Source organism: Salinicola avicenniae (genome assembly GCF_023736115.1).
In the GTDB taxonomy this organism is placed as follows: Bacteria; Pseudomonadota; Gammaproteobacteria; order Pseudomonadales; family Halomonadaceae; genus Salinicola; species Salinicola avicenniae.
On record NZ_JAKQZC010000002.1, the window covers coordinates 22,200 to 36,960 of the forward strand.

At 66.5% G+C, this 14,761-nt stretch carries 12 protein-coding genes; 9 read left to right on the plus strand and 3 right to left on the minus strand.

The window, feature by feature from the left end; all coding sequences use genetic code 11:
* Positions 1–75: 75 nt before the first annotated feature.
* From MC381_RS03700 to modC, 4 genes are all read left to right on the plus strand, one after another.
* The gene (locus MC381_RS03700) at positions 76–540 is read left to right on the plus strand and encodes a winged helix-turn-helix domain-containing protein (RefSeq protein ID WP_251976388.1); all 465 of its coding nucleotides are present in this window, start codon (positions 76–78) and stop codon (positions 538–540) included.
* Positions 541–616: 76 nt separating this feature from the next.
* Positions 617–1,411 carry a molybdate ABC transporter substrate-binding protein gene (modA, locus tag MC381_RS03705; protein ID WP_251976389.1) on the plus strand — a complete coding sequence of 265 codons (795 nt, stop codon included), beginning with the start codon at positions 617–619 and terminating at the stop codon, positions 1,409–1,411.
* 13 nt (positions 1,412–1,424) lie between these two features.
* Positions 1,425–2,120 (plus strand): molybdate ABC transporter permease subunit, encoded by a 696-nt coding sequence (modB, locus tag MC381_RS03710; protein WP_251976390.1) that lies wholly within the window; start codon positions 1,425–1,427, stop codon positions 2,118–2,120.
* Between the two features lie 5 nt (positions 2,121–2,125).
* A complete protein-coding gene (gene modC / locus MC381_RS03715) occupies positions 2,126–3,289 on the plus strand; it encodes a molybdenum ABC transporter ATP-binding protein (RefSeq protein ID WP_286009648.1) in 1,164 nt (387 codons plus the stop codon).
* Positions 3,290–3,743: 454 nt separating this feature from the next.
* On the opposite strand, the gene MC381_RS03720 is transcribed toward modC, so the two are convergent.
* The gene (locus tag MC381_RS03720) at positions 3,744–4,397 is read right to left on the minus strand and encodes a TetR/AcrR family transcriptional regulator (RefSeq protein ID WP_251976392.1); all 654 of its coding nucleotides are present in this window, start codon (positions 4,395–4,397) and stop codon (positions 3,744–3,746) included.
* Between the two features lie 457 nt (positions 4,398–4,854).
* Here MC381_RS03720 and xdhA point away from each other — a divergent pair, with 457 nt between their 5' ends.
* Genes xdhA through guaD form a run of 4 tightly spaced genes read left to right on the plus strand, consistent with a single transcriptional unit; the run spans position 4,855 to position 11,279 of the window.
* Positions 4,855–6,459: a xanthine dehydrogenase small subunit gene (xdhA, locus tag MC381_RS03725; RefSeq protein ID WP_251976393.1), complete on the plus strand. Its 1,605-nt coding sequence runs from the start codon at positions 4,855–4,857 to the stop codon at positions 6,457–6,459.
* On the plus strand, positions 6,443–8,998 hold the full coding sequence (xdhB, locus tag MC381_RS03730; RefSeq protein WP_251976394.1) for a xanthine dehydrogenase molybdopterin binding subunit: 2,556 nt from the start codon (positions 6,443–6,445) through the stop codon (positions 8,996–8,998). Before xdhA ends, xdhB begins: the two co-directional genes overlap by 17 nt.
* A complete protein-coding gene (gene xdhC / locus MC381_RS03735; protein WP_251976395.1) occupies positions 8,995–9,969 on the plus strand; it encodes a xanthine dehydrogenase accessory protein XdhC in 975 nt (324 codons plus the stop codon). The genes xdhB and xdhC overlap by 4 nt, the downstream gene beginning before the upstream one ends.
* Entirely contained in the window at positions 9,966–11,279 is a 1,314-nt protein-coding gene (guaD, locus tag MC381_RS03740) for a guanine deaminase (protein ID WP_251976396.1), read from the plus strand. The genes xdhC and guaD overlap by 4 nt, the downstream gene beginning before the upstream one ends.
* 34 nt (positions 11,280–11,313) lie before the next feature.
* On the opposite strand, the gene MC381_RS03745 is transcribed toward guaD, so the two are convergent.
* Both MC381_RS03745 and MC381_RS03750 read right to left on the minus strand, forming a co-directional pair.
* Positions 11,314–12,261, minus strand: a complete 948-nt coding sequence (locus MC381_RS03745) for a hydroxymethylglutaryl-CoA lyase (RefSeq protein WP_251976397.1) — start codon at positions 12,259–12,261, stop codon at positions 11,314–11,316.
* A complete protein-coding gene (locus MC381_RS03750; protein WP_264297422.1) occupies positions 12,261–13,535 on the minus strand; it encodes a CaiB/BaiF CoA transferase family protein in 1,275 nt (424 codons plus the stop codon). The genes MC381_RS03745 and MC381_RS03750 overlap by 1 nt, the downstream gene beginning before the upstream one ends.
* 184 nt (positions 13,536–13,719) lie before the next feature.
* Between MC381_RS03750 and MC381_RS03755 the strand changes: the two genes are divergently transcribed.
* Positions 13,720–14,685, plus strand: a complete 966-nt coding sequence (locus MC381_RS03755; protein ID WP_251976399.1) for a LysR family transcriptional regulator — start codon at positions 13,720–13,722, stop codon at positions 14,683–14,685.
* The last annotated feature ends 76 nt before the right edge of the window (positions 14,686–14,761 follow it).

Here is a 14,761-nt window from a genome sequence, read left to right on the forward strand (position 1 = left end):
GCAACGCAGGACCGTTCGACACGCCATCGCGCCGCTTCTCGTGTTACAACGGAGTCGATATCGACAGAGGCCGCCATGACCCGCACTCACCACCCCAAGCCACGCTTTCAGGTACGCCTGGTCGCCGACAGCGAAATCGTAATCGGCCCGGGCAAGATCGACCTGCTCGCGGCGATCGATCAGCATGGCTCTATCTCGGCCGCCTGCCGCGAAATGCGCCTGAGCTACAAGAAAGCGTGGCAACTGATCGACACCATGAACCGCCACTGCGCCACGCCGGTCGTCACCACGGCTATCGGCGGCACCCGGCGCGGCGGCGCCGAGCTGACCCCGTTGGGACACGAGTTGATCGCCCACTACCGCCAGTTGACCGCGACCCTCGCTCGCGATCCAGCAGGCGAGGCGCTGATGGCCGCCCTGACGCCTATCGAGCAGCCCGACGGCGACTCGAATCGTGGCACCTCGGCTGACAGCGTTCGGGACGCCGGCGCTTCAAAAACCAGCGCGGCAAAAGACGCGGCCTCAACCGATAACGACTGATCCCCGGCTCGACCTCACTGTCCGGAGTGGCTATAGTGACTTCCCGTTATTTCCATTCAGACATAGCGAGAAAGTCGTGCCCTCACCGTTTCCGTTACCGCACCGCCTGCTAACGCTGCTCGTTGCCCTACCGCTCTCCGCCACGGCACTCACTGCCCATGCCACCGATAGCGTGCAGGTGTTCGCCGCCGCCTCGATGACCGATGCCATGGACGCCGCCATCGCGGCCTACGAAACCGACCACGACGTCGATATCGTGCCGGTCTATGCCTCATCCTCCACCTTGGCCCGGCAGATCGCCGGCGGCGCGCCGGCGGATGTCTACATTTCCGCCAACGAGCAGTGGATGGACTGGCTGGAGGATCAGGACATGCCGGTCAGCCAGCGCACCGACCTGCTCAAGAATCGCCTGGTGCTGATCGCGCCCGCGGAGCGCGAAATCGCCGACTTCACCCCCGGTGGTGAGACCACGATCGCCTCGCAGCTCGGCGACGAAGGCCGCCTCTCGGTCGGCGAGACCAGCCACGTGCCCGCCGGCATCTATGCCAAGCAGGCGCTGCAGGCGATCGGCGAATGGGAGACGCTCGAGCCGAGATTGGCCAACGGCGACAACGTGCGCGCCGCCATGGCGCTGGTCGAACGCGACGAAGCCCCGCTCGGCATCGTCTACGAGACCGATGCCAAGGCCAGCGATCAGGTACGCCAGGTCGGCGTGTTCCCCGCCGACAGCCACAATCCGATCACCTACCCATTGGCGGTGATCTCGCCAACGCCGAGCGATGCCACCGAGGCTTTTCGCGACTGGCTAAGCGGTGACGACGCCCTGTCGATCTTCGCCGACTACGGCTTCACACCGGCCGACGACGAATGAGACGTCGCTAGCCGTGCTTTCCGACGCCGAGTGGCAGGCCATTGCGCTGAGCCTGAAGATCGCCGGTAGCGCCGTCGGCTGGATTCTGATCCCCGGCGTGGCCGTGGCTTGGCTGCTGGCGCGCCACGACTTTCGGGGCAAATCGCTGCTGGATGGCTTGCTGCATCTGCCGCTGGTCCTGCCCCCGGTGGTGGTCGGCTACTTGTTGCTGCTGTCCCTCGGCCGCAGCGGCTGGCTGGGCCAGTGGCTCTACCAGGCAACCGGTTTCTCGCTGCCGTTTACCTGGCAGGGCGCTGCCGTTGCCGGCGGTGTGATGGCCTTCCCGCTGCTGGTGCGTGCCGTGCGGCTGTCGCTGGAAGCGGTCGATCCGAAACTGGAAGCGGCCGCTGCCACCCTCGGTGCCAATCGGCTACGGGTGCTCTTCACCATTACCTTGCCGCTGGCCATACCCGGACTGCTGACCGGCGCCGTGCTCGCTTTCGCCCGCGCGTTGTCGGAGTTCGGCGCTACCATCACGTTCGCCTCCAATATCCCCGGACAGACGCGGACACTCCCCCTGGCGCTCTATACACTGATTCAGACGCCCGGCCGTGAAGCCGCCGCCGCCCGCCTCTGCGTGCTATCGATCGTGATCGCCATGCTCTCGCTGCTGGCCTCGGAATGGCTGGCGCGCCGCGCCCGGCGGCGCCTGCAGGAGCGCGACCAGTGACGACGATGACACCGACGCCGCAGCAGCCGACACCCAACGATCAACAGACAGTGCCCGACGATCAACCGACAGCGCCCGAGGCCGACGCGCGTGCGCTTGACTGCAAGTTGCGCAAGCGTCTGGGCCACTTCACGCTCGATCTCTCCCTCCGTGTGCCGGGCAGCGGCGTCACCGCGCTGTTCGGCCAATCGGGCAGCGGCAAGACCAGTCTCTTGCGCCTGATCGCCGGCCTCGACCGCCCCGACGACGGTCGGGTCCAGCTCGGCGAGCGTAAGCTCACGGACGTCTCGCGCCGTCTCCATGTGCCGGCTCACCGCCGCGGGCTGGGCGTCGTCTTTCAAGAGGCGCGCCTGTTTCCGCACTATCGCGTGCGCGGCAATCTCACCTACGGTATGCCTGCTTCGGCCCGGGGGCGCTTCGACGGCCTCGTCAATCTGCTCGGCATCGAGCCTCTTCTGGACCGGCTACCCGGCACGCTCTCCGGCGGCGAGGCGAGACGCGTCGCCATCGGTCGGGCACTGCTGACCGCGCCGCGCCTGCTGCTGATGGACGAACCGCTGACCGGGCTGGATGGAGAGCGCAAGCAGGAGCTGTTGCGCTATATCGTGAGGCTGACCCGGGAGATCGATATTCCGGTGGTCTACGTCAGTCACGATCCCGCGGAGATCGTCGCGGTCGCCGATCACCTCGCGCTGATCGACAGCGGCCGGCTCGTCGCCCACGGCGCGCTCGACGACCTGATGATGCGCCTGGACCTGACCGATCGACTGGGCGGCTTCGATGCCGCCACCCGGCTACAGGCGAGCGTGGTCGATCATGACGATCATTACGCCCTGACCCGGGTCATGCTCGATGATGGCCAGCCATTGAAGATACCGCGTGTCGCGCAGCCACCGGGCAGCGCGGTCTCGCTGCGCATCGGCGTGCGCGATGTCGCCCTGGCGCGCGAGATGCCCCGGGGCACCAGCTATCGCAACGGCGTCAGCGCCCGGATCGAGGCCATCGCCCGCTCGACGCAGTCCCCAAGCATCAACGAAGTCAGGCTCAGCGTCGGTCGGCAGCGCCTGCGGGCCCGCCTCACGCGAGAGGCGTGTGATGATTTGCAACTGGCCGAGGGCGATCGAGTTATCGCCCTGATTCGTAGCGTCGCATTCGATCCGCGAACCTGAATCGAATCAAGGTGTTGTGCGGGCGCTAACCAAGGCGCTAACGCGGGACACGTAGCGTTGCGTAAACGTGCAGGTTTTTGCACGAAATAGCATCGATATCTGACCCATCGGTCAGATATGATGAAGCAGGCAGGACGCCAACGAGCAGGAAAGCGACCTCAGGGATCGAGCGTCGAGCCAAGGATTGCACAGGGAATGGCCCAAGGATCGACAGCAGAGCAACAGGACGTTGCCGGCCCTCATGGTAGAGACTCGACAGGAGGTCGAGCGCGAAAGGACTCGCTTCCGAATATCGGGTCCGCGATAGGCCATCCGCCGGTCACGCAGCCCTCATCTCACCGACGCCAATCACGCCCTTCTCATTTTCTTCCTTCGGTATAGACATTCAGCGGCGTCTTCCGGTCGTCGAGATCCTGACTGCGATGGTTGCCTTGCCCAAGCTCGCAGCGCCGATTCACGCCTCGGGCAGGCGCGACGGGACACGCGTCACGCCACAACCTTTCAGGATCACCTGACAGAGAAAATCCGTCGCCGAAGCAAAATCGCGGTCGTCCAGCTCGGCCCGGTTGGTGATGCCGACGATCTGCGCCTCGAAATCCGCGTAGTGCTGCGTCGCGGACCAGATCAGGAAGATGAGCCAGACGGGATCGATCGGGTCCATCAGCCCTCGCGCGGCCCACTGATCGAAGATCGCCGCGCGGGACAGCACCCAATCGCGCATCTCGCCCTTGAGCGACGCTTGAAGAAACGGCGCACCCTGCAATATCTCGTTGGCAAATAGCCGTGAACTCTGCGGATGCGTGCGGCTCAACGCCATCTTGCTGCGAATGAACGCTTCCAGCACCTCGGCCGGGTCGTCATCGACGCTGATGTCGCTAAGCACCGCGTTCCAACGCATCATCGTGCGTTCCAGCAGCTGAATATAGAGCTTGCGCTTGCTGCCGACGTAATAGAGAACATTGGATTTCGGCAGACCGGCCGCGGCGGCAATCGCCTGCAAGCTGGCACCGCGATAGCCATGACAGGCAAACACGGACTCCGCCGCATCCAGAATACGCTGTTCGTTGCGCACTCTCACACTGCTCTCGGGCAGTTTCAGATCATTCATCGTTTCTCCCTCGATGACTTCCAGACTCCCCCGCGTGCCCCCGGACAACGGTCCGATCAAGCCACGACAGTCGCCTGCTGTCACGACCCGCCCAACGCCGGGGTCTTCCGCCTCTACGGTAGCATTGCCAGGCCGGCGGCGAGCAGAATGTTTGCATCTGCACGAGGATATCGTACGTCCACCGACCTGAAGCACCCGGCTGCTATGCTGAGAATCCAGGCGCAACATCTCAGCAGTGACATCGGTCCACCAGGGACTTGCCAACGACACCAACATCACAGACGCTATGCAGAAGTTGACCGATCGGTCAGGATCTTGAGCGGACCTTTCGATGACCCGACGCTCGACGACCTGCCGTTCGGCTTCGGTGGCGATAAGCGATGTGCTGGGACCGGACTGCCGAGTCGAACCACAAAAAGACAATGACAAACCCGAAAAGCGACTGACGGATTTCGTGATGATCGAGTTCTATCTCAACGGCGAACCCCGGCGGGAAGCGGCGACGCCGGACACCAGCGTGCTGGAGCTGCTGCGCAACCACCTGGGCCAGTGCGGCACCAAGGAAGGGTGTGCCTGCGGCGACTGCGGCGCCTGCACCGTAGCGATCGCACAGCCCGAAGCGGCGACCGGCGACACCCTGGTTTACCGTACCGCCAATGCCTGCATGACACCCGCTCATCAGCTACAGGGCTGCCATCTCGTCACCGTCGAAGGGCTGGCGCAGGGCGACGCACTCTACCCGGCCCAATCGGCCATGGTCGATTGCCACGCCAGTCAGTGTGGCTTCTGCACGCCAGGCATCGTGATGTCGCTGTTCGCGCTGCACGAAGCGCAACGCGCCCATCCGGATCGCGAACTCGACGACCACCGACTGGAAGCCGCGCTCGGCGGCAACCTCTGCCGCTGCACCGGCTATCGCCCGATTCGTGACGCGGCCCTGACCATGGCCTCGCAGCCGGATACGCGGCCGCCCTGGGCGGACGACGCCACGCTGGCGACGAGGCTGCGCGCGCTGGCGGCGACCACTCCGGCCGAGAGCGCCACGTCTGCTCCCTCGACGGAAGTGCAGACAACGGCCGACGCTCCGCACGACGCCCTGCGCGATACCCCGAGCGATACCCCGAGCGAAGCGCCGCACGGCACGGCAACCGCCGGGCGCTACGCCATGCCGGCGGATCTCGCGACCTTGATACGCCTGTTGCGCGAACGCCCCGCGGCGCGACTCGTTGCCGGCGCCACCGATCTCTGGCTGGAGACCACGCAGCGCCTGCAGCCGCTCGAGGATCTGATCGACGTGACGCGGGTGGCGGAACTGCGCCAGCTCGATGCCGCCGACGATGGCTGGTGGATCGGCGCCGCCCTCACCTATCACGAGCTGGAGCCGCTGCTGGCAACGCACTATCCCGCCTTCGCCCATCTGCTGACACGACTCGGGTCGGCCCAGATTCGCCACCGCGGCACACTCGGCGGCAATATCGCCAATGCCTCACCGATCGGCGACACGCCACCGGTTCTGCTGGCCCTCGGCGCCAGACTGCGACTGGTCAGTACCGCGGGCGAGCGGGAGATGGCCCTGGAAGACTTCTTCCTCGACTACAAACGTACCGCGCTGGCGCCCGGAGAGGTGATCGCGTCGATCTTTTTGCCACGCCCTGACGCCGATCTCAGATTGCGTGTCTGGAAGCTCTCCAAGCGTCGCGAGGACGATATCTCCACTCTGTTGGGTGTGTTCCGCTGGCGGAAGGATGGCGATCGACTGCGTGACGTCCGCGTCGCCTTTGGCGGCATGGCGGCGATCCCCCTGCGCGTACCGGCCATCGAGGCGACGCTGGAGGGCCAATCGGCTACGCGGGACACCTTTACCCATGCCAAGCAGGCGCTACACACGTCGCTGACGCCGATGACCGATGCGCGCGGTTCGGCCGACTATCGCCTAGCCGCCGCCGCCAACCTGCTCGAACGCTGGCGCCTGACGCTCGATGGCGATGCCGATATAGCGACGGACGCCGGCCACGTCATCCAGAACGCGATGGAGGTGATGCTCGATGCGTACGCTCACTAAGCGGCCCTTTTCCGCTGCGAGGCCCGAGACAGCCTCAAGCTCCGAGACCACCCCAAGTCACGAGACCGCCGCGGCCGGCGACCAGGACGTGCTGACCCGAGAGATCGAACACGGCGCGACCGTCGGCCGTCTCGAAGGCGACGAGCCCGTCGCGCGCGAGCGTCTCGTACCCGGCAAGACGACGGCAACACCGTCACATAACGCCCCTGACCGGCACAGGCATCGACATGCCCACCGGCACGAAAGCGCGATCAAGCACGTCACGGGCCGCGCCCGCTACATCGACGACCTGCCGGCCCCGGGCGATGCCCTGCACGCCATCGCCGGCTTGAGCCCGGTCGCCCACGGTCGCCTTACACGTCTCGATCTTGAAGCCGTTCGTCGCGCGCCCGGCGTGATCGATGTGATCACCGCCGCCGAGATTCCCGGCCATCGCGATATCGGCCCGGTATTCCCCGGCGATCCGATGTTCGCCGAAGAGATCGTCAGCTACGTCGGCCAGCCGCTGTTCGCGGTCGCCGCGACCAGCTACCGTGCCGCTCGGCTTGCCGTACAGGCAGCCTCGGTCGAGATCGAACCCTTGCCCGCGCAGCTCGACCCCGTCGCCGCGACCGACGCCGGCGAGTTCGCCCGCCCCAGTCACGAGCAGGTCAGCGGCGACTGGCATCAGGCGCTCGCCGAGGCGCCGAATACCCTGACGGCCGAACAGTTCGTCGGCGGGCAGGAACACTTCTATCTCGAGGGGCAGGCGTGTCTCGCCCTGCCCAGCGAAGATGAAGGCGTCGTGGTTCATACCTCGAACCAGCACCCGAGCGAGACCCAGAAGCTGGTGGCCGAGGTGCTCGACATCCCCTTTCATGCGGTCACCGTGGAAAATCGACGCATGGGCGGCGGCTTCGGCGGCAAGGAGACCCAGGCCGCGCCCTGGGCCTGCATGGCGGCGCTGTTCGCACGGCGGACCGGGCGTGCCGTGCGCCTGCGCCTGCCGCGCGCCGAGGACACCCGCGCCACCGGCAAACGCCACCCGTTCCAGAACCGCTATCGCCTCGGCTTCGACGACGACGGCGTGCTGCTTGGCGGCGACATCACGCTCATTGGCGACTGCGGCCACTCGCCGGATCTCTCCGAGGCGGTTGTCGATCGCGCCATGTTTCACGCCGATAACGCCTATTCGCTGGGCGCGGCCCGTGTGACCGGCCATCGCGCCCGCACGCACACCGCCTCCAATACCGCCTTTCGCGGCTTCGGCGGCCCACAGGGCATGATGATCATCGAGCGGGCGATGGACGATATCGCGCGTCATCGTCGGCTGGATCCGCTCACCGTACGCAAGCGCAATCTCTACCGCGCCGGGCGCGAGACCACCCACTACGGGCAGGCGGTCGACCAGCACCCGTTGATGGCGGAGATCATCGAACGCCTGGAAGCGAGCAGCGACTACTGGACACGACGCGAGGCGATCACCGCGTTCAACCGTCACAGCCCGGTCATCAAGCGCGGGCTGGCACTGACCCCGGTCAAGTTCGGCATCTCCTTTACCGCCCAGCACCTCAACCAGGCAGGCGCACTGCTGCACGTTTATACCGACGGCAGCGTGATGATCAACCACGGCGGTACCGAGATGGGCCAGGGGCTGCACACCAAGGTATGTCAGGTCGTGGCACGGGAGCTGGGGCTCGATCTCGATACGGTACGCATCAGTGCCACGCGCACCGACAAGGTGCCCAACACCTCACCGACCGCGGCCTCGAGCGGCGCCGACCTCAACGGCATGGCCGCTCGCGATGCCGCCAGCCAACTCCGCGAGCGTCTGTTCGACTTCGCCGCCGAGCACTATGCGCTCGACCGGGAAGGATTGAGGCTGCTCAATGGCGAACTGGTCGCCGGGGTCGGCGAGGTCACCCGTTCACTGCCGTGGGGCGAGCTGGTCCAGGCCGCCTACCTCAACCGGGTCTCGCTCTCGGCAACCGGCTTCTACTCCACGCCGTTGATTCACTACGACCGCGACAGCGGCCAGGGCCGACCGTTCTACTACTTCGCCTACGGCGCCTCGGTCAGCGAAGTGCGCGTCGACACGCTGAGCGGCGAATACCGCGTCGAGCGAGTCGACATCCTTCACGACGTCGGCGACTCGCTCAATCCGGCAATCGACCGTGGCCAGGTGGAAGGCGGCTTCATCCAGGGCATGGGCTGGATGACCAGCGAGGAACTGCGTTGGAACGACGCCGGCCGCCTGATGACGGACGGTCCGGCGACCTACAAGATCCCGACCTACGGCGACCTGCCGCAGGTCTTCAACGTCGAACTGCTCGAGGGACATCCCAACTCGCAGGCGAGCATCTACCGCTCCAAGGCCGTGGGCGAGCCGCCCTTCATGCTCTGCATGTCAGTCTGGTCGGCCTTGCGCGATGCCCTTTCCAGTCTTGTCGACTATCGCGTCAGCCCCGCGCTGGATACCCCGGCGACGCCCGAGCGCGTGCTGATGGCCGCGGAGGCGCTGCGCCAGATGCCAGCTGGCCCGGGAGCCTCGTCGTCATGAGCGCCAACGCTACCGGCGAAACCTGGCACGCCGCGCTGCATCGGCTGCAACAGGCGGGCGAGCCTCACGCGCTGGCCACCGTGGTGGGAGCCGCAGGTTCCACCCCACGCGAACCGGGGGCGCGCCTGGTGATCACGCGAACGACTGTCGCCGACACCCTGGGCGGCGGCCACTTCGAGCAGCAGATCATCGACCTGGCGCGCGAGCGACTGACGGGCGAGCCGATCGCTGCCGGGGTTCAGCTGGAAGCCTTCCCCCTCGGCGGGCGCTCAGGGCAGTGCTGCGGCGGTTTCGTCCACGTGCTGCTGGAAGTGTTCCCCGGTGCGGAACAGCGCCTGGCGCTGTTTGGTGCCGGCCATGTCGGCCAGGCGCTGGTCGCCCTGCTGCGGCCGCTGCCCTGGCGCATAGACTGGTTCGATACCCGCGACGAAGCCTTTGCCTCGGCCGAGGCGCTGCCCGAGCGCATTCGCCCCCGGCGCTGGCGGCACGACGCCGACTCGCTGGCCGACACCATCGCGGCCGTCGCGCCCGGCAGCCATGTCTGTGTCATGACCCACGACCATGCGCAGGATCGAGACCTGATCGCGGCGCTGATCGCGCGCGATGACCTCGCCTCGCTCGGGCTGATCGGCTCCGACAGCAAATGGGCCAGTTTCCGCCGCCGCCTCAGGGAAACCGGCGCCAGCGAGCCCGCGCTGGCGCGAGTCCGCTGCCCGATTGGCATCGCCGGCGCCCACGGCAAGCGCCCGCAGGAGATTGCCATCAGCGTCGCCGCGGAGCTGTTTACGCTGTGTCGCGAGACACCGCGTGCTCCGCGGGGGGACGACGCCGCATTGGCCGACCGGCGCGGCGTGCCGCCAGCGCGTCTGCGCGATGCCTTTGTCCCGCTGCCCCCCACGAGCCCGGCGGCCGCGTCCGATACGACCGACGTCGATAGATGCCACCACCCACGCCACCGAGATCTGCCATGACCGCCACTCACCGACTGCTGCGCGGCCCGCTCTTCAGTTGTCTGGACGACCCCGGCGAAGAGAATACGCCGCTGGCCGACACCACCCTGTACCGGGAGGACGGCGCGATCTGGATCGTCGACGGTCATATCCACGCCGTCGACGACCATGCTGCCCTCGCCGCGCGCGTGCCGGCCGACACCGAGCACGTCGACTATCGGGGCAAGCTGATGATGCCAGGCTTCATCGATAGCCACGTGCACTACGTGCAGCTCGATATCATGGCATCTTACGGCCGCGAACTGCTCGACTGGCTCAACGATTACACCTTCCCCGCCGAATGCCGGTTCGCCGAGCGCGCCCACGCGGAGACCGCCGCCGAGCGCTTTCTCGACGAGATGCTGCGCGCCGGTACGACCACGGCCCAGGTCTTCTGCTCGTCGCATCCCGTCTCGGTGGACAGCTTCTTCACTGCCGCTCGTCGCCGTCAGCTGCGCATGATCGCCGGCAAGGTGCTGATGGATCGCCACGCGCCCGCCGAGTTGACCGACGACACGCTCGGCGGCGTGCGCGACAGCGAACGCCTGATCGCCGACTGGCACGGCCGTGACCGGCTCGCCTACACGCTGACACCCCGCTTCGCGCCGACGTCCACGTCCACGCAGCTCGACGCCGTCGGCGGCGTGCTGCGTAACGCCCCTGACCTGTATCTGCAAACTCACCTCTCCGAGAACCGAGGCGAGATTGCCTGGGTATCGGAGCTCTTTCCGCAGAGCCGAGACTACCTGGGCGTCTACGAGGACCACGATCTCGTCGGCCCGCGCAGCACTTTCGCTCACGGCATCCATCTCGACGATGGTCAGCGCCGACGGCTGGCGCAGCAGGGTGCGAACATCGCCTTCTGCCCGACCTCGAACCTGTTTCTCGGCAGTGGCCTGATGGACCGCCTGGCCTGCCGCGAGGCCGGTGTCGCGACATCGCTGGCCAGCGACGTCGGCGGCGGCACCTCGCTCTCCGGTTTTGGCACGCTGCAGGGCGCCTATCAGGTCGGCGCGCTACTTGGCCAACCGCTGACCGGCTGGCAGGGTTTCTATCGGCTCACGCTCGGCAACGCCCGCGCGCTGCATCTGGCCGACAAGATCGGCTCGCTGCAGCCAGGTTACGAGGCAGACATCGTGGTCCTCGACCCGGACGCCACGCCGCTTCTGTCACGCCGCCTTTCCCAGACTTCCACTCTAGCCGAGCGACTCTTCGCGCTGATGATGCTCGGCGATGACCGCACGGTGGCCGCCACCTGGACCAACGGGCAACGCGTGCACAACCGGGACTGACAACCGGCCGCCGTCGCGGCAAACGGCATCCGGCTCAGGTTGCCTCCGACAGGGACGACGGCAGCGGATAGCGCCGTGTCGCCAGCCCCGCCTTGACCACCTGGCCGGGTACGTCGTGCCCGACCAGCGCTGGCAGGCGTTCGGCCACCGCGACCAGGCGCTCGAGATCGACGCCGGTCTCGACCTCCATCTGCGCGAACATGTGAACCAGATCCTCGGTGCAGACATTACCCGTGGCGCCGGGGGCGTAGGGGCAACCGCCCAGCCCACCGAGCGCGGCATCGAAGCGCGTGATGCCGTTCTGCCAGGCGATCAGTGCATTCGCCAGCCCCATGCCGCGCGTGTTGTGCACGTGCAGTGTGACCGGCAGCCACGGCCAGCGGCTGCGGACTTCGCGACACAGATCCGCCACCTGACGCGGATTCGCCATACCCGTGGTATCGCACAGCGAGATGCCCTCGACACCCAGCGCCAGCAGCTTTTCGGTGATCGCCAGCACGCGCTTGAACGGCACTTCGCCTTCGAAGGGGCAGCCGAACGCCGTGGAGATCGAAGCGTTGATGAAGACCCCGCTGCCGCGAACCCGCTCGACAATACCCGCGAAGCGGACCAGCGATGCGTCGGCGGTCATGCGCAGATTGGCGAGCCCATGGCTGTCGCTGGCCGACAGCACCAGGTTGATCTCGTCGACACCGCAGGCCAGGGCGCGCTCGGCGCCTTTTTCATTGGGGACCAGCGCGACATAGCCGACCCCTGGCACCCGCCCGATGCCCTGCATGACTGCCTCGGCATCACGCAGGTTGGGGATCGCCTTGGGCGAAGTGAAGGAGGTCGCTTCGATCTTCGCCAGTCCTGTCTGCGACAGCGCATCGATCAGCTGAATCTTCTCCTCGGTGGGGACGAACCGCGATTCGATCTGCAGGCCATCGCGCGGGGCGACCTCGTTGATGAATACGCGGGACCGATCGTGGGAAGGCGTCATCAGATCACTCCTCTCTCTCGCAGGCGAGCCTGGGTCTCACGGTCGATACCGAGCTCATCGAGCACGTCCTGGGTGTGCTGACCCAGCGCCGGGCCACCACCCTCGATGCGCCCGGGCGTTCGGCTCAACTTGGGCAGGACCCCCGGCACCTTGAGCGAATCGCCCTCGGCGGTACGAATGGTCTCGATCATGTCGCGCGCCAGGTAGTGCGGGTCGGCGACGATATCCTTCGCCGTGTAGGGATAGCCCACCGGCACATGCACACTCTCGAGCACGTCAAGCACATAGTCGCGCGGGTGTTGCCGGGTCCACTCGGCGATGGCGTCGTCGATGAGCCCGGCGTGGTGGCTGCGGCCGTCGTTGTGCGCAAAGCGTGAATCCTCGGCCAGATCCTCGCGGCCGATGGCGCCCATCAGACGCTTAAAGATGCTGTCGCCGTTGCCGGCGATCAGCACGTAGTCGCCGCCGGCGCAGGGATAGGCGTTGGAAGGCGTGATGCCCGGCAGCGCACTGCCGCTGGGCTCGCGGATTACCGCCGCCGCGTCGTACTCGGGGATCAGGCTCTCCATCATAGCGAACACGGATTCGTAGAGCGCCACGTCGATGTATTGCCCCTGGCCGCTGCGCTGGCGCTCCTGCAGGGCCAGCAGCGCGCCGATCACGCCGTAGAGCGCGGAGAGCGAATCGCCAAGGCTGACACCCACGCGAACCGATGGCTGCTCGGGATGTCCGGAGAGGTAGCGCAGACCGCCCATCGCCTCGCCAATGACGCCAAAGCCGGGGCGATCCCGATACGGCCCGGTCTGTCCGTAGCCGGAGATGCGGACCATGATCAGCCGCGGGTTGCGGGCGCTGAGCGCCTCCCAGCCCAGCCCCCACTTCTCCAGCGTGCCGGGGCGGAAGTTCTCGATCACGATATCCGCCTCGTCGACCAGCCGACGCACGACCTCCTGCCCGTCTTCGCTGCGCAGGTCGAGCGCCAGCGAGCGCTTGTTGCGGGTCTGCACGTGCCACCACAGCGACGTGCCCTCCTTCAACACGCGCCACTTGCGCAGCGGATCGCCGGTACCGGGCGGCTCGATCTTGATGACGTCGGCCCCGAACTCCCCCAGCAGCTTGCTGGCGAACGGACCAGCGATCAGTTGCCCCAGCTCCACGACCTTGAGCCCGGAGAGCGCCTGCGCGTTCGCGGATGACGCCCCTTGTGATGACGGCTCTTGAGATGACGACCGTTGAGACGACGACCCTTGAGATGAAGATGCCTCGGCGGCCATACGCTGTCTCCTGTTCATGAACTCGGTGGGACGCGGTCAATGCGGTGACTCGCGACAAAGCCTGGTGCGCCGAGCTTGCCTTCAGGCCCCCCCGGCCCACAATTGGACAATCGCCAAGCGAGGCTTCGCTGTTCGCGAAAGCTGGGATAGGCTGGACCGACGCTCACCAGGAACCCGCCGCGGCATGAAACGACTCGACTTCGTCACCCTGAAACTGTTCGTCGCGATCGCCGATCTCAAGAGCCTGACCCGAGCCGCCGAGCGCGAACACCTGGCACTGGCGGCAGTCAGCAAGCGCGTCAGCGACCTGGAGAGCCAGCTATCGACCACGCTGCTCTATCGCCGGCCGCGCGGGGTCGAGCTCACGCCGGCGGGCCACGCCCTGCTACACCACGCTCGCCATATGCTCGACAGCCTGGATCATCTCAACGCCGATCTCAGCGAGTACAGCATTGGCATTCGCGGCCATGTCCGCCTGCATGCCAATACCTCGGCGGTGATCGAGTTCCTGCCCGACGACCTGAGCGACTTTACCTGGCGCTATCCGCAGATCCGCATCGATATGCAGGAACGCTTGAGCCACGAGATCATCGCCGCCGTGCGCGACGGCCTGACCGATATCGGCATCTTTTCCGCACATATCCCCGCGCCCGGGCTGATCACGCGCCACTATCGACACGACCGTCTGGTACTGGTGACGTCGCGCTCGCACCCGCTGGCCCAGCACGCCCGGCTCGCCTTCGCCGACACGCTGGATTACGACTTCATCGGGCTCGAGCAGGACTCCTCGCTACACGCGCTGCTGCAGACCGATTCCCAGCGCCTGGAACGGCCGTTGCGCATGCGCATACAGGTTCGCAGCTTCGAAGGTATCTGCCGCATGATCGATCGCGGCATGGGGATCGGCATTCTTCCGGCACGCGCCGTGGCCACGTATCGCGCCAGCCTGGACCTGGCGACGGTGGCGCTCTCCGATGCCTGGGCCGAGCGCGAACTGGTCATCGGCATGCGAGAGTTTGACGCGCTGCCGCTGATCGCCCGGCAGCTGGTCGAGCATCTCGAAAGCGCGGCCGAGCGCGATACCGGCGAAACCCACGCCGATAGACGGGATCGCGGCGCCCGCGCGACCCAACCTACGACCAAGGGTTGAAGCGTTCGGCATGCGCGAAGGCTCGGTTGCCGAATCACCAATTTTGCCCGGCACGCGCGCTGGCTAGAGTCCCCTT

Coding starts and splice junctions, on each gene's coding strand:
- MC381_RS03700 (WP_251976388.1), top strand. CDS start 76: ATGACCCGCACTCACCACCCCAAGCCACGCTTTCAGGTACGCCTGGTC.
- modC (WP_286009648.1), top strand. CDS start 2,126: ATGACACCGACGCCGCAGCAGCCGACACCCAACGATCAACAGACAGTG.
- MC381_RS03720 (WP_251976392.1), bottom strand. CDS start 4,397: ATGAATGATCTGAAACTGCCCGAGAGCAGTGTGAGAGTGCGCAACGAA.
- xdhA (WP_251976393.1), top strand. CDS start 4,855: ATGATCGAGTTCTATCTCAACGGCGAACCCCGGCGGGAAGCGGCGACG.
- xdhB (WP_251976394.1), top strand. CDS start 6,443: ATGCGTACGCTCACTAAGCGGCCCTTTTCCGCTGCGAGGCCCGAGACA.
- xdhC (WP_251976395.1), top strand. CDS start 8,995: ATGAGCGCCAACGCTACCGGCGAAACCTGGCACGCCGCGCTGCATCGG.
- guaD (WP_251976396.1), top strand. CDS start 9,966: ATGACCGCCACTCACCGACTGCTGCGCGGCCCGCTCTTCAGTTGTCTG.
- MC381_RS03745 (WP_251976397.1), bottom strand. CDS start 12,261: ATGACGCCTTCCCACGATCGGTCCCGCGTATTCATCAACGAGGTCGCC.
- MC381_RS03750 (WP_264297422.1), bottom strand. CDS start 13,535: ATGGCCGCCGAGGCATCTTCATCTCAAGGGTCGTCGTCTCAACGGTCG.
- MC381_RS03755 (WP_251976399.1), top strand. CDS start 13,720: ATGAAACGACTCGACTTCGTCACCCTGAAACTGTTCGTCGCGATCGCC.